Below are 13,325 nucleotides of genomic sequence, written 5' to 3' on the forward strand. Positions count from 1 at the left end.
ATAGAAGCGATGACCGACAGCATTACCCTGCCCAACAGCCTGCGTTCACAGCCCGACGCCTCCGGCCATTTCGGTTCCTTTGGCGGCCGTTATGTGGCCGAAACCCTCATGCCGCTCATTCTGGAGCTGGAGAAGGTCTACAGGGACGCCAGGCAGGACCCGGCCTTCGACGCCGAATTCACCGAATTGCTGCGCAGCTATGTCGGCCGCCCGAACCCGCTTTACTATGCCGGGCGCCTGACCGAAGCGCTGCGCGCCGAAGCCGCACCGGGCAAGGGCGCGAAAATCTATCTGAAGCGCGAGGAACTGAACCACACCGGCGCGCACAAGATCAACAATTGCATCGGCCAGGCGCTGCTCGCCCGGCGCATGGGCAAGAAGAAGGTCATTGCCGAAACCGGCGCGGGCCAGCACGGTGTCGCCACGGCGACCGTCGCCGCCCTGTTCGGCATGGAATGCAAGATCTTCATGGGCGCGAAGGATGTGGAGCGGCAGAAGCCCAACGTCTTCCGCATGAAGCTGCTGGGCGCGGAGGTGATCCCCGTGGTTTCGGGATCGCAGACGCTGAAGGACGCGATGAACGATGCGCTGCGCCATTGGGTGTCGAACGTGCACGACACTTTCTACATCATCGGCACGGCGGCCGGGCCGCACCCCTATCCGGAGCTGGTGCGCGACTTCCAGTCCGTCATAGGCCGGGAAGCGCGCGAACAGATACTGGAACTGGAAGGCCGCCTGCCCGACATGCTGATCGCGCCGGTCGGCGGCGGTTCCAACGCCATCGGCCTGTTCCATCCCTTCCTCGACGATGCGGAGGTCAGGATGATCGGCGTCGAAGCGGCGGGCGAAGGCCTGGCCGGCAAGCATGCGGCGAGCCTGGCCGGCGGCAAGTCGGGCATATTGCACGGCAACCGCACCTATCTGCTCCAGGACGAAGACGGGCAGATCACCGAAGCGCACAGCATCTCCGCCGGTCTCGACTATCCCGGCATCGGGCCTGAACATAGCTGGCTGCATGAAATCGGCCGTGTCGAATATATGCCCATCACAGACGACGAAGCGCTCGCCAGCTTCCAGAAGCTCTCCGCGCTGGAAGGCATCATCCCCGCGCTCGAATCCGCCCATGCGATCGCCAGCGCGGAAAAGGTCGCGCCTACGCTCGACGCCGACCGGATCATCGTCGTCAACCTGTCCGGCCGCGGCGACAAGGACATCTTCACCGTGGCGAGCGCCCTGGGGGTGGAGATATGACCTCGCCCGCCATATGTCTTGCTCCTGCGAAGGCAGCAACCCCGTTCAACCGTCACCTGTTCACGCGACCCGTGGACCGGGCTGCCACCTTCGCGGGAGCGCGTTGCGTGTCGGGTTTGGGAATTCGATATGACCGTTGACCGCCTCTCCGCCCGCTTTGCCGCCTGCAAATCGCAGGGCCGCGCCGCGCTCGTCACCTTCGTGACGGCGGGCGACCCCAGCGTGGCCGACACCCCCGCGATCCTCGATGCACTGGTAGAGGGCGGCGCCGACATCATCGAACTCGGCATGCCCTTCACCGATCCGATGGCCGACGGCCCCGCCATCGAACTGGCGAACCTGCGCAGCCTCGGCTCCGGAACGAAGACGAAGGATATTTTCGCCCTCGCCAGCGCCTTCCGCACCAGGCACCCTGAAACCCCGCTGGTCCTGATGGGCTATGCCAATCCGATGCTCGTGCGCGGCCCCCAATGGTTCGCCGACCACTGCAGCGCCGCAGGCGTCGACGGCGTGGTCTGCGTCGACGTGCCGCCGGAGGAAGACGCCGAAATCGGTCCCGCCCTGCGCGCGGCCGGCATCCACCTGATCCGCCTCGCCACGCCGACGACCGACGCGGCCCGCCTGCCAGCCGTGCTGAACGGCGCCAGCGGCTTCCTCTATCATGTCGCCGTCGCAGGCATCACCGGCAAGCAGCAGGCCGCCCAGGCTGCCGTCGAACAGGCGGTGGCCCGGCTGAAGACCGCCACCGACCTTCCCATCGCGGTGGGATTCGGCGTGCGTTCCGCCGAACAGGCTGCCGCCATTGGCCGCGTGGCCGACGGCGTGGTGGTGGGGTCCGCCATCGTCGACATCATCGGCTCGCACGGCGACGCCGCCGCCCCCTTCGTCAAGGAGTTCGTCGCTGCCCTTCGCGGCGCGCTGAACGCCAACAGCCCTCATTTCCGGGAGACCGCCGCATGAGCTGGATCAACCGCGTCCGCAACGCCCTGCCCTTCATGGCGAAGAAGGAAACCACCGCCGAAACGCTGTGGCACAAATGCCCCTCCTGCGCCGAGATGATCTTCATCAAGGAGTGGGAGGACAATCTTTCCGTCTGCCCGCGCTGCGACCATCATGGCCGCATCGGACCTGCGGAGCGGTTCGAACAGATACTCGATGCCGGTTTCATCCTGCTGCCGACCCCGCAGGTGCAGGAAGACCCGCTCAAGTTCCGTGATTCCAAGCGCTATCCGGACCGCATCAGGGCCGCACGCGCCGCAACGGGCGACCAGGACGCGCTGATCAACGCGCGGGGCGCCATCGATGACGTGCCGCTTGTCATGGGCGTGCAGAATTTCGCCTATATGGGCGGTTCCATGGGCATGGGCGTCGGCGCCGCCTTCATCCAGGGCGTCAACGAAGCCATTGCCCACAAATGCCCCTATGTGATCTTCACCGCAGCGGGCGGCGCGCGCATGCAGGAGGGCATACTTTCCCTTATGCAGATGCCGCGCTCCACCGTGGCCATCCAGAAGCTTCACGCGGCGGGCCTGCCCTATATCGTGGTGCTGACCGATCCGACGACCGGCGGCGTCACGGCCAGCTACGCCATGCTGGGCGACATCCAGATCGCGGAGCCCAATGCGCTCATCGGATTTGCGGGCCAGCGCGTCATCGAAAGCACGATCCGCGAAAAGCTGCCCGACGGCTTCCAACGCGCGGAATATCTGCTGGAGCACGGCATGCTGGACATGGTCGTCCATCGCAGCGAACTGCGCGACACGCTGGCCCGGGTGATCGGCTACCTCGCCCCTCGCGCCGCGGCCTGAGGTCATCGGGGAGACCAGCGCCGATGGCCGACCACGCCGTCTCCGACGATCCCGCCGTCCAGGCCCAGCTCGACCGCCTCGCAACGCTGTCGCCGGGCGCCGACATATTGGGTTTGGACCGCATCGCCCGCCTGCTTGACCGCATCGGCAACCCCCATCGCGCCCTGCCGCCCGTCTTCCACGTTGCGGGCACCAATGGCAAGGGCTCGACCTGCGCCTTCCTGCGCGCCGCGCTGGAGGCGGACGGGAAGACGGTCCATGTCTTCACCTCTCCCCATCTGGTCCGCTTCAACGAGCGCATCCGCATCAGCGGCAAGCTGATCTCCGACGAGGCGCTGGCTCATTACCTCTCGCGCGTGCTCGACGTTGCGGAAGGAATCGGCGCCAGCTTCTTCGAAGTCACCACAGCCGCCGCTTTCCTTGCCTTTTCCGAACATCCAGCCGACGCCTGCATCGTGGAAGTGGGCCTTGGCGGCCGCCTTGACGCCACCAACATCATCGAAAAACCCGCGATCTGCGGTATCGCGCAGCTTGGCCTCGACCATCAAAGCTTCCTCGGCACCACGATCAGGGAAATCGCCGCCGAAAAGGCCGGCATCGCCAAGCCCGGGGCGCCGCTGGTGACGCAGCGCTATGCCGACGCGCTTTTCCCCGTGATGCTGGAGGCCGCCGCCCGCAACCGGACCCACTGGTTCGCCATGGGCGAGAGCTGGGACGCGGCGGCCTACCGGGACCGCCTCCATTATCGCGACGATCAGGGGCGGCTCGACACGCCCTTGCCGCGCCTGCCCGGCGCACATCAGATCCATAATGCCGCCCTCGCCTTCGCCATGCTGCGACACCAGAATGTCGTGCCCGTCAGCGAAGCCGCGTTGAAGGCCGCTCCGCTCTGGGCGCATTGGCCGGCCCGCCTGCAAAGGCTGGACCATGGTCCCTTGCTCGCGCCTCTTCCCGAAGGGACCGAGGCCTGGCTGGACGGCGGCCACAATGCCGGCGCGGGCGAGGCGATCAGCGCCTTTTTCAGCAGCGAGCGGCTTGAGGGGCATAAGCTCGAACTGATGATCGGCATGCTGTCGAACAAGGAACTGGACGCCTATCTCCATCCCTTTGCCGGCCGGATCGCGCATATCCACGCCCTGCCGGTGCCAGGTCACGATCATCATCCGCCGGAACGCTTCGCCGCCGTTGCCGATCGGTGGGGCATTGCCTGCACCGCGCATGCGGGCCCCGAAGACGCCATTGCCGCCGTCGCCGCTCAGCCGGGCCGTGAACCCAAGCTGCTGATTTCCGGCTCGCTCTATTTGGCCGGAGAAATTTTGCGACTGAACGGTCAATATCCCGACTGAATTTACTTGCGATTGACTCGCAATAGCGTACTCTTGCCTTCCGACGACAAGGCAGAAGGTACGAACGCATGGCCCATGGAGAGTCCCCCTCCCTCGATCAGCCCCGTCCGCTTCCCGGCGGCTACGGCAACCGGCTGTTCCTCTATGTGATGCGCCGCATGGCGATGGCGGGGGTCAACGATGCCCATGCCGCCAATGCGATGCTGGGCGCCTTCGGCCGCAGCTATCGCCGCCCGCTCGTGCTGATGCGGGCGATGATGCTGGAACTGGCGCGGACATCCAGCCGCAGGATATTGATCGCACCCTGCTGTTGTTCGCGCATGACGAGCGACGAGGCGCTGATGATTCAGGCGATCGGCAGTGCGCTGCGCAGCCCCCGCTCGGCTTATGACGATGTCGCCGCGCTGCTGGGCAATGACCATGCCTTGGGCGCGCTCACCTGCCTGCAAGCGGTCGCCCAGGCGCATCGCGACCTCGGTCGGCCGCTTGACCTTTACGCCGCGGGCTGAGGCGCTGCCGCGCTCCCGACACTGGCGTCGATCAATCCTGCGCGCATCATCAGCCAGAACAGGACGATGCCCGGCACCGCCAGCGCCGTGGTCAGCAGGTAGAAATCGACATAGCCGAACCGTTCGATCATCGCGCCCGCCGTCGTCCCCGTCAGGAACCGTCCGACGATGCTCGCCGCCGCAGAAATCAGCGCATATTGCGCGGCGGTGAAGCGCAGGTCGCAGAGCGCGGAGAAATAGGCGACCACCGTCACCCCGCCGATGCCGCTCGCGAAATTTTCGAAGCCGATCGCGCCGGCCATGCCCCAGTTGCTCTTGCCCAGCGCCGCCAGCAGCGCGAAGCTGAAGTTGGAGACGCCCATCAGCAAGAGGCTGACCAGCACCGACCGCTTCATTCCCATGCGCGCATACAGCACGCCGCCGACGAAAATTCCGATCAGATAGGCCCAGAAGCCGATCCCGACGTCGTAGATGGCGATTTCGTCATTGGTGTAACCCATGTCGTCGAACAGCAGGCGGAAGGTGAGGTTGGCCAGCGTATCCCCGATCTTGTGCAGCAGGATGAACAGCAGCACCAGCCAGGCGCCGCGCCGGCGGAAGAATTCCACCAGCGGCCCCGCGATCGACTCCCAGACTTCGCCCAGACCCCGCCGCGCGGTGGGTTCGCGGTGCCGCTCCGGCTCGCCCAGCACCAGCCCGGTCAGCATCGCGGGAAGCGCGAATATGGCGCAGGCCAGATAGGCGCCATGCCAGCCGATCCGGGCCGCCAGCACCAGCGCCAGCGCACCGGCCGCGACCGATCCGATGCGCCAGCCATATTGCGACATGCCCGACCCGACGCCCAATTGCTCCGGCCGCAATGTCTCGATCCGGTAGGCGTCGATCACGATGTCGAAAGTGGCGCCCGCGACGCCGACCAGGATCGCCGCATAGGCCGTCTGCAAAAGGCCGGTGGTGGGATCGACCAGCGCCAGATTGGCGACCGCCGCCATCACGAACACCCCCGCGACCAGCAGCCAGCTCACCCGCTGCCCCAACCGGCCGATGACCGGCAACCGAACGCCGTCGACGACCCAGGCCCACAGCCATTTGAGATTATAGACCAGGAAGGCAAGGGTGAAGGCCGTCACGGCCTTCTTGTCGATGCCGTCCTGCGCCAGCCGGGTGGTCAGCGTCGCACCGATCATCGCATAGGGAAAGCCCGACGATATGCCGAGAAAAAATGCCCCCAAAGGCGCCTTCTGCACATAGGGCTTCACCGCATCCAGCCAGTTGGCCGAGCCCTTCGCGATGTCGGTCATAAATTGGTGCGCCCCCGGGAATGATTATCCGGGCCACCATATGGGCAAATGCGGTGGAGGCAAGCCGTCCGGCAATCTTATAACCGGGCCCGGATCAGGCGGCATCCTCGAACAGGTGAAGACCGACGGGAAAACGGGGCAATGCCTTTCCCCGAAGCAGGGCATCCACGACATCGACCGCCGCCAGCAGATCGCGCGGCGCATAGGGCTTGGCCAGGCATCCCAGGGCCATTTCCCGCGCGTCGACAGGGCAGGCCCCCGTCACGAACAACACCGCCACGCCCTTGCCCGCCGCAAAGCGCGCAAGATCGATGCCGGTCTTCTCCCCATGCAGGGTCACATCCGCGATCACCAGATCGACGCTTTCCTCCTGCATGATGGTGACTGCATGGGCATATTCGTCGACGGTCGCGGCCACGCGATAGCCGGCCATTTCCAGCACATGCTCATTGTCGAAGGCGACCAGCGGTTCGTCCTCGACCACCAGCACGCTGCGTATGGCCTTGCGCCGCCCCCGCGCTTCGGCTTCCCCTTTTACCAGCCCGAAAAACATTTGCCGATCCGCCCCATTTGCGCCATTCACCCGACCAACGTGTAAGGCCCCGAAGGGGTTTCCCGTCGTCCCGGCGCATGGGCGCAAGGACAGCACCATTCGTCAATTTCCCGGCCTTCCGGATATGGGAAGGCCACCCTGTTTTGAAAAGGAACTCTTCCGTGGAACCGCCGAAAAAATCTGGGCCGCCCCGTCGGCCGGGCTCCGGTGGTCCCAGGCGTCCGACGGGCGCCAAACCGGCGCCGGCATCACGCCCGGCCCGCCCGCCCGTCAAGAAGGCCAGGACGGCGCCCGCAAAGCCCGCCAATCCCCATCCTGCCCGCGCTGCCGCCGCCGCCAGCGGCAAGAACGAACCGCAGCGCATCGCCAAATTGCTCGCCCGCGCAGGCGTCGCCTCCCGGCGGGAGATCGAGCGGATGATCGAGGAGGGGCGGATCACGCTCGACGGCGAAGCGGTTTCGACCCCCGCCACCCTCCTCACTTCGCTGCACGGCGTCGCGGTCGACGGGAATCCGGTCGCCGCACCGGCACCTGCGCGCCTGTTCCTCTTCCACAAACCGGCGGGTTTCCTGACGACCGAACGCGACCCCCGCGGCCGTCCGACCATTTATGACAAGCTGCCCGCCGACCTGCCGCGCGTCATGCCGATCGGACGGCTCGACATGACGACCGAAGGCCTGCTGCTGCTCACCACCGATGGGGAGTTCAAGCGGCAGATGGAGCTGCCCTCCACCGGCGTCCCGCGCACCTACCGCGCCCGCGCCTTCGGTGAAGTCAGTCAGAACCAGCTGGAGGACCTGTTCGACGGGCTGGAGATAGACGGCATACGCTATGGCCGGATCGAGGCCAATCTGGAACGCCGCACCGGCCGCAACCAGTGGATCGAAATGACGCTGACCGAAGGCAAGAACCGCGAAGTCCGCCGCGTGCTCGAACATCTGGGGCTTCAGGTGAACCGGTTGATCCGCACCAGCTACGGCCCCTTCCATCTGGGCGAGCTGGCATCCGGCGCGGTCGAGGAAGTGCGGCAGCACGATCTGGTCGTCTTCCGCAAGAGCCTTGGGAAACCCTGACCCCCTCCGTTCGCCCTGAGCCTGTCGAGGGGCCCTTCTTTTCTGGAACGAGCCAGCCCATGAGAATAATTTCAGGCCAATGGCGGGGTCGCCCCCTTACCGCCCCCAAGGGCGACGCAACACGCCCTACGGCGGACCGCACCCGGGAAACCCTGTTTTCCATGCTGCTGAGCCGGATCGGCTCCTTCGAGGGGCTGAGCGTTGGCGATTTCTTCGCGGGCTCGGGGGCTCTGGGGTTCGAAGCGCTCTCGCGCGGCGCAGCAAGCTGCATCTTCGTGGAACAGGACCGCGCGGCGCTGGACGCGATCCGGGCCAATGGCGATAAGCTGGGCATCCGCCCCGACATCCGCCAGAGCAGCGTCCTGTCGCTGGGCCCGGCAAGCGAGCCGCTCGACCTCATCTTCATGGATCCGCCTTATCAGAGCGGCGCTGGCATGGTGGCGCTGGACAAGCTGAGCCGCCTGGGCTGGACCGGGCCCGCAAGCTGGATCAGCATCGAAACCGACCGGCGCGAGGATGTGGCGGTAAAGGGCTTTACCGTGGAGACGACCCGTGACGTGGGCAAGGCCCGACTGACGCTGCTGCGCGCAACGGAGCGCGCCGAATAGTCCAGGCGGATTGGGTGAAGTGATGGCGCGACGGACATGACCATGGGCCATCGTCGCGGCTGCGCATTGCACCCAGCCTGCGACCCGGCATATCGGGAGCAGCACGGCTATCTTCCCGACGGTGCTCGACCGGCACAGCCTGACCGGCGGCGTAGCTGGACCGGGCTGGCGGCCATGATCGCCGCCATGCCCGGTCTTGCAAGCATCAACGCCGCTTGCGCATGGATTTGGGCGCCTCGCTCCGGTTGATGCAGCTATCCTGCACGGTCCTGCTGCACAGCGGATAATCCTTCTGCTCGGTCGGAGGCGGCGTCATATTGCCACCCACGGTCGCAGGATTGGCTGAGGTTCCGACGGGAGCGGACGGATCACGCGGAACGCCGGCAGGAGCCGGTTGCATGCCCGTGTCCGGCGGCACGGCTCCGGTCGGCTGCCCAGCATTGGGATCGGCGGCTGGGGGCCGTGTCGCGGGCGTCGCCGGAATGGCCGGGCTGGCTGGCGTTGCTCCCGGCTCGGCGGGGGTCGCCGGCGTCGCAGGCGTCGCGCCCTGCTCGGGCGGAGGCGGCGTATCGGCGACGGGCGGCTGCGCCGAAGCCGGCATGTCCTGCGCGATCGCAATGCCGGTAACGCCGGTGCCGAAGGCCAATATGGCCGCACCTGCCAACAGGATCGATTTCATCGGGATCATCCTTTCCTTTGTTCTCGCCCCGTTCTGCCGTTTGGGCTGAACAAAGAACCGGATGCGCGATGCCTGCGTTCCGGCCCGGGCGACGAGCCGTTGCGGATGCGCCGCCAGACGATCCCGCCCGTCGGCCTCAGACCTCGGGGTAGCGCTGGAACTTGGGCAGTTGATGCGCGCCCTCCATCCATGGCGCGGCCTCGGCAAATTGGACGTGGATGGCTGGCGGCAGGTTCGACTGGTCGTCCAGCGTTCCGGTCTGGATGTCGATCATGCCGGGGAACACGGCGGCATTGCGGTAGAAAAGGCCCGTACCGCAGGTTCCGCAAAATTCCCGCGTCACATTGTCGGAGGATCGGTATGCCGCCGGCCGACCCGTCACCGTCACCTGTTCTTCAGGGAACAGGGCCCAGCCCACCATCGGCGCGCCCGCGCTTTTCCGGCAATCCGAACAATGGCACAGCGCGCTATAGGCCGGCTCGCCCTGCGCTTCGTAATGGATCGCCCCGCATTGGCACCGCCCCGAGAACATGGCCTTTACTCCTTGCATGATTCGCCTTTTGTTCTCATAGAAGGAGCAACGGTGCAAGGGCCGCCCGCCCTTGCCGCTTCCCGCCCGGCATCCTAGTTGATAGCGCATGACTCTGCCCGCTCCCTCCCCCGACGATCCCGCCTATCTCCAGGGGCTGAACGAACCCCAGCGGGAGGCCGTGCTCACGACCGAGGGGCCGGTGCTGGTGCTTGCAGGCGCCGGCACGGGCAAGACGGCGGCGCTCACCGCTCGCCTCGCCCATCTGATCGCCACCCGTCGGGCCTATCCTTCGGAAATCCTCGCAGTCACCTTCACCAACAAGGCGGCGCGCGAAATGCGGGAGCGCGTCGGCCGGATGATCGGCCCCGCCGTCGAAGGCATGCCCTGGCTGGGCACTTTCCACGCCATCGCCGCGAAGATGCTGCGCCGCCACGCCGAACTGGTGGGGCTGCAATCCAATTTCACCATCCTCGACACGGACGATCAGCTTCGCCTGATGAAGCAGCTCATCCAGGCGGAGGGAATCGACGAGAAGCGCTGGCCCGCACGCCAGCTCGCCGGCCTCATCGACCAGTGGAAGAACAAGGGGCTGACGCCGGAGGAAATCGGCGCCGGCGAGAGCGAGGGCTATGCAAACGGAAAGGGGCAGAAGCTCTACGCCGCCTATCAGGCGCGTCTTCGGGACGTGAATGCCTGCGATTTCGGGGACTTGCTGCTGCATGTTCTGACGATCCTGAAACGCCATCGGGACGTGCTGGAAAGCTATCAGCAGCGCTTCCGCTATATCATGGTGGACGAATATCAGGACACCAACAGCAGCCAGTATCTGTGGCTGCGCCTGCTCGCCCAGCAGCGCAAGAACATCTGCTGCGTGGGAGACGACGACCAGTCGATCTATTCATGGCGGGGGGCGGAAGTCGCCAATATCCTGCGGTTCGAAAAGGATTTTCCCGGCGCGAAGATCGTCCGGCTGGAACAGAATTATCGCTCGACCCCCCATATATTGGGCGCTGCGTCAGGAGTGATCGCGGAAAATGGCAATCGCCTGGGCAAGACGCTCTGGACCGACATCGACGTGGGCGAGAAGGTCCGCATCATCGGCGTCTGGGACGGGCCGGAGGAAGCGCGGCGCGTGGGCGACGAGATCGAATCGATCGAACGCAGCGGCCAATCGCTGGAGGGGGTCGCCATCCTCGTCCGGGCCCAGCACCAGACGCGCGAGTTCGAAGACCGCTTCATCCAGATCGGCCTGCCCTATCGCATCGTGGGCGGCTTCCGCTTCTATGAACGCGCCGAGATCCGGGACGCGCTCGCCTATCTTCGCCTGGTCAATCAGCCGGCCGATGACCTAGCGTTCGAACGGATCGTCAACGTCCCCAAGCGCGGCCTGGGCGACAAGGCCGTGGAAAAGCTGCATCGGCTTGCCCGGGCGGAGGGCGTTCCGCTTGCCCTCGCCGCCGCGCGAATCCTCGACACGGACGAGATGACGCCGCAGGCCCGCCGCAGCCTTGGCGCCTTCATCGGCGATCTCGCCCGCTGGCGGGACCGCGCGGTGCAACTTCCCCATGCCGAACTGGCCCGACAGATATTGGACGAAAGCGGCTACACCGCCATGCTCCAGGCCGAACGCACCGCCGAAAGCGCGGGAAGGCTGGAGAACCTCAACGAACTGACCCGCGCCATGGAGGAATATGAGACGCTGGGCGCATTCCTGGAGCATGTAAGCCTCGTCATGGACAATGAGGCGCAACAGGACGAGCGCAAGGTCACGATCATGACCATCCATGCCGCCAAGGGGCTGGAGTTTGACACGGTCTTCCTCGCGGGGTGGGAAGAAGGCATCTTCCCTTCCCAGCGCGCGCTCGACGAAGGCGGCCTCAACAGCCTGGAGGAGGAACGCCGCCTCGCCTATGTCGCGATCACGCGGGCGAGGAAGTCCTGCGTCATCCTGCACGCCGCCAACCGCCGCATCTATGGCCAGTGGACCAGCTCCATCCCTTCGCGCTTCGTCGGGGAATTGCCTCCCGAACATGTGGAGGAGGAAAGCAGCATGTCCGGCGGCGCCTCGCTCTGGCGCGCCAACTGGTCGGAGCGGGCCGATCCCTTCGCCAATGTCCAGCGCGGCACCGGTCGCGGCCCCGGGTGGCAGCGCGCCCAACAGAGCGGACAGTTCACCCGCGAACCCGCAAGGATCGTGGAGGCGCGCGCATCGGCGGTCTCACTCGGCAACAAGGGGCGGGATGACATGAGCGTCGGCCTGCGCGTCTTCCACCAGAAATTCGGCTACGGCACGGTGGCGGAGATCGAAGGCAACAAGCTGGAGATCGATTTCGAAACGGCGGGTCGGAAGCGGGTGATGGACAGCTTCGTCCAGCCTGCCTAGCCGTCAATCGAGCCTTTTCTCAAGACCGCCGTCCAATACGTAGATACCGGATGAAATAGGGTTGGCAGGTGCCGTCTTGTATGGGAATGATAAAGATGGGTGGATAGCCGACTGTCAGCCATCGGGCAGCGTTTTCGATTAGCTGACAATACCGTGCTATTTCGAAATCCAGTAAACCATTCCGATAATTGCAATCAGCATGAGTAACGATCCTAATGCTGGGCGGAACATGCCGACCGTAGGTTGGTGTCCATTTCGGATAATGGTCGGTCGAACCACTGGAGGGATTGCGCACCCTGCGCCAGTGGAAACGCTTTTCCATCGGCCATCAATCTGGAGTTGCACTTCAGTCCAATACGGCTTGGACCACCCAATTGCCTTGTAAAGAACCAGCCTCGCATCGCCCGTTATCAGTCCTTCGACCAACTGAACGATCAATTCCCATCTATTTTCGTCGTCGGCTGGTGAAAGGCTTGCATACCATTGATCGCCGGAGCAGACGAACTCGTCGGCGTCCAACGAAAGCCATAGATCAAAATCAAGGCCGCTCTGAACAGGATAAATGCAGGCCGCTCCCACCGGCGATGTCTCATCCCAATCGTATTGGAGGTTGAAACGTCTAGCCGTGTCGAGGAATAGGCTGCGAGCGCGATCGATCAGCGCATCATCCCATCCGATTTCGCGTTCAGGTCTTGCCATTTAGTCGGATATAGCTGCCTGCCCAACGTCCGCAAATGGACTTTTCCAAAGGGCGGTTGAGTGTCCAAAAGTGGTCGGTTGGCGACCTATACAATCATTTCACAAATACGGTTCGCCGATGCTTTCCGCTGATGCTGTCAATCTCGATCCGTTGACCGCTCCATGTAGTTGCGACTAGCTGGCCTTCTTCCACTGAGATTGCGACGAAACAGTCCGGCCCGCTGTTTTCCGGCAATGAGGCACGCCAGCGCTCTACTCCGGTTTCATCTACGCAAATCAGATTTTCCAAGCGGTACGCAGACTTTTCGTCCCAAGGTTCGATGATAGCTCGATCACCCGTTCCAAAAACAATTTCCTGATCGCCGCTCACGCACATTCTCCAAGTATCTGACGATTATAACAGGCATCGAAATGTCGGCTATCGGGTTTCGCCTGTGGATTGCTAAACGGCAATTTCTGGTCCAGACTGTGTAAAAACGGCGTACGGCGCTTGAAGGCATGTGGGCGAAGATATGCGAGTGCGTTGAGCGAGGCTCTCCCCTTATGTTGCAATGGCGGCCAGCATTTTCCGTGTCCCCATGAT

The 13,325-nt window shown here is 64.5% G+C and carries 15 protein-coding genes; 8 read left to right on the forward strand and 7 right to left on the reverse strand.

Annotation, left to right across the window (positions count from 1 at the left end):
* Window positions 1-9 precede the first annotated feature (9 nt).
* The 5 genes from trpB to A8G00_RS04410 all read left to right on the forward strand — a co-directional run bounded on the left by trpB (window position 10) and on the right by A8G00_RS04410 (window position 4,914).
* Window positions 10-1,251, forward strand: coding sequence for a tryptophan synthase subunit beta (gene trpB / locus A8G00_RS04390; RefSeq protein ID WP_103000148.1), 1,242 nt, complete (start codon window positions 10-12; stop codon window positions 1,249-1,251).
* 129 nt (window positions 1,252-1,380) lie between these two features.
* Complete coding sequence (trpA, locus tag A8G00_RS04395; protein ID WP_103000149.1) at window positions 1,381-2,211, forward strand: tryptophan synthase subunit alpha; 831 nt, start codon at window positions 1,381-1,383, stop codon at window positions 2,209-2,211.
* Complete coding sequence (gene accD, locus A8G00_RS04400; protein WP_044662102.1) at window positions 2,208-3,059, forward strand: acetyl-CoA carboxylase, carboxyltransferase subunit beta; 852 nt, start codon at window positions 2,208-2,210, stop codon at window positions 3,057-3,059. Before trpA ends, accD begins: the two co-directional genes overlap by 4 nt.
* A gap of 23 nt (window positions 3,060-3,082) precedes the next feature.
* The gene (locus tag A8G00_RS04405) at window positions 3,083-4,405 is read left to right on the forward strand and encodes a folylpolyglutamate synthase/dihydrofolate synthase family protein (protein WP_103000150.1); all 1,323 of its coding nucleotides are present in this window, start codon (window positions 3,083-3,085) and stop codon (window positions 4,403-4,405) included.
* A gap of 68 nt (window positions 4,406-4,473) precedes the next feature.
* Window positions 4,474-4,914 carry a DUF6628 family protein gene (locus A8G00_RS04410; RefSeq protein WP_103000151.1) on the forward strand — a complete coding sequence of 147 codons (441 nt, stop codon included), beginning with the start codon at window positions 4,474-4,476 and terminating at the stop codon, window positions 4,912-4,914.
* Here A8G00_RS04410 and A8G00_RS04415 read toward each other — a convergent pair.
* Window positions 4,899-6,215, reverse strand: a complete 1,317-nt coding sequence (locus A8G00_RS04415; protein ID WP_103000152.1) for an MFS transporter — start codon at window positions 6,213-6,215, stop codon at window positions 4,899-4,901. The genes A8G00_RS04410 and A8G00_RS04415 overlap by 16 nt on opposite strands.
* Window positions 6,216-6,309: 94 nt before the next feature.
* The gene (locus A8G00_RS04420) at window positions 6,310-6,768 is read right to left on the reverse strand and encodes a response regulator (RefSeq protein ID WP_103000153.1); all 459 of its coding nucleotides are present in this window, start codon (window positions 6,766-6,768) and stop codon (window positions 6,310-6,312) included.
* A 161-nt stretch (window positions 6,769-6,929) separates the two neighbouring features.
* On the opposite strand from A8G00_RS04420, the gene A8G00_RS04425 reads away from it, so the two are divergent.
* Together A8G00_RS04425 and rsmD are read left to right on the forward strand one after the other, a co-directional pair.
* A complete protein-coding gene (locus A8G00_RS04425; RefSeq protein WP_044662098.1) occupies window positions 6,930-7,841 on the forward strand; it encodes a pseudouridine synthase in 912 nt (303 codons plus the stop codon).
* A 59-nt stretch (window positions 7,842-7,900) separates the two neighbouring features.
* Window positions 7,901-8,449, forward strand: coding sequence for a 16S rRNA (guanine(966)-N(2))-methyltransferase RsmD (gene rsmD, locus A8G00_RS04430; protein ID WP_103000154.1), 549 nt, complete (start codon window positions 7,901-7,903; stop codon window positions 8,447-8,449).
* Between the two features lie 205 nt (window positions 8,450-8,654).
* On the opposite strand, the gene A8G00_RS04435 is transcribed toward rsmD, so the two are convergent.
* On the reverse strand, window positions 8,655-9,128 hold the full coding sequence (locus A8G00_RS04435) for a Fe-S oxidoreductase (RefSeq protein WP_253257919.1): 474 nt from the start codon (window positions 9,126-9,128) through the stop codon (window positions 8,655-8,657).
* 136 nt (window positions 9,129-9,264) lie between these two features.
* Window positions 9,265-9,660, reverse strand: coding sequence for a GFA family protein (locus tag A8G00_RS04440; protein WP_103000156.1), 396 nt, complete (start codon window positions 9,658-9,660; stop codon window positions 9,265-9,267).
* Between the two features lie 106 nt (window positions 9,661-9,766).
* On the opposite strand from A8G00_RS04440, the gene A8G00_RS04445 reads away from it, so the two are divergent.
* A complete protein-coding gene (locus A8G00_RS04445; RefSeq protein ID WP_025550494.1) occupies window positions 9,767-12,043 on the forward strand; it encodes an ATP-dependent helicase in 2,277 nt (758 codons plus the stop codon).
* Between the two features lie 156 nt (window positions 12,044-12,199).
* Here A8G00_RS04445 and A8G00_RS24715 read toward each other — a convergent pair whose 3' ends face one another.
* The 3 genes from A8G00_RS24715 to A8G00_RS25445 all read right to left on the reverse strand — a co-directional run.
* Window positions 12,200-12,742, reverse strand: coding sequence for a hypothetical protein (locus A8G00_RS24715; RefSeq protein ID WP_146032559.1), 543 nt, complete (start codon window positions 12,740-12,742; stop codon window positions 12,200-12,202).
* Between the two features lie 94 nt (window positions 12,743-12,836).
* Complete coding sequence (locus A8G00_RS24720) at window positions 12,837-13,112, reverse strand: hypothetical protein (RefSeq protein WP_146032560.1); 276 nt, start codon at window positions 13,110-13,112, stop codon at window positions 12,837-12,839.
* Window positions 13,109-13,325, reverse strand: a 217-nt coding sequence (locus A8G00_RS25445; RefSeq protein ID WP_216365596.1) for a hypothetical protein, incomplete at its 5' end; no start/stop codon positions are given. The genes A8G00_RS24720 and A8G00_RS25445, both read right to left, overlap by 4 nt.

It is taken from the genome of Sphingobium sp. SA916 (assembly GCF_002894065.1).
In the GTDB taxonomy this organism is placed as follows: domain Bacteria; phylum Pseudomonadota; class Alphaproteobacteria; order Sphingomonadales; family Sphingomonadaceae; genus Sphingobium; species Sphingobium fuliginis.

What these genes read in the sequence shown, in the direction of transcription:
- trpB (WP_103000148.1), top strand. Translation starts at nt 10, where the DNA reads ATGACCGACAGCATTACCCTGCCCAACAGCCTGCGTTCACAGCCCGAC.
- trpA (WP_103000149.1), top strand. Translation starts at nt 1,381, where the DNA reads ATGACCGTTGACCGCCTCTCCGCCCGCTTTGCCGCCTGCAAATCGCAG.
- accD (WP_044662102.1), top strand. Translation starts at nt 2,208, where the DNA reads ATGAGCTGGATCAACCGCGTCCGCAACGCCCTGCCCTTCATGGCGAAG.
- A8G00_RS04405 (WP_103000150.1), top strand. Translation starts at nt 3,083, where the DNA reads ATGGCCGACCACGCCGTCTCCGACGATCCCGCCGTCCAGGCCCAGCTC.
- A8G00_RS04410 (WP_103000151.1), top strand. Translation starts at nt 4,474, where the DNA reads ATGGCCCATGGAGAGTCCCCCTCCCTCGATCAGCCCCGTCCGCTTCCC.
- A8G00_RS04415 (WP_103000152.1), bottom strand. Translation starts at nt 6,215, where the DNA reads ATGACCGACATCGCGAAGGGCTCGGCCAACTGGCTGGATGCGGTGAAG.
- A8G00_RS04420 (WP_103000153.1), bottom strand. Translation starts at nt 6,768, where the DNA reads ATGTTTTTCGGGCTGGTAAAAGGGGAAGCCGAAGCGCGGGGGCGGCGC.
- rsmD (WP_103000154.1), top strand. Translation starts at nt 7,901, where the DNA reads ATGAGAATAATTTCAGGCCAATGGCGGGGTCGCCCCCTTACCGCCCCC.
- A8G00_RS04435 (WP_253257919.1), bottom strand. Translation starts at nt 9,128, where the DNA reads ATGAAATCGATCCTGTTGGCAGGTGCGGCCATATTGGCCTTCGGCACC.
- A8G00_RS04440 (WP_103000156.1), bottom strand. Translation starts at nt 9,660, where the DNA reads ATGTTCTCGGGGCGGTGCCAATGCGGGGCGATCCATTACGAAGCGCAG.
- A8G00_RS04445 (WP_025550494.1), top strand. Translation starts at nt 9,767, where the DNA reads ATGACTCTGCCCGCTCCCTCCCCCGACGATCCCGCCTATCTCCAGGGG.
- A8G00_RS24715 (WP_146032559.1), bottom strand. Translation starts at nt 12,742, where the DNA reads ATGGCAAGACCTGAACGCGAAATCGGATGGGATGATGCGCTGATCGAT.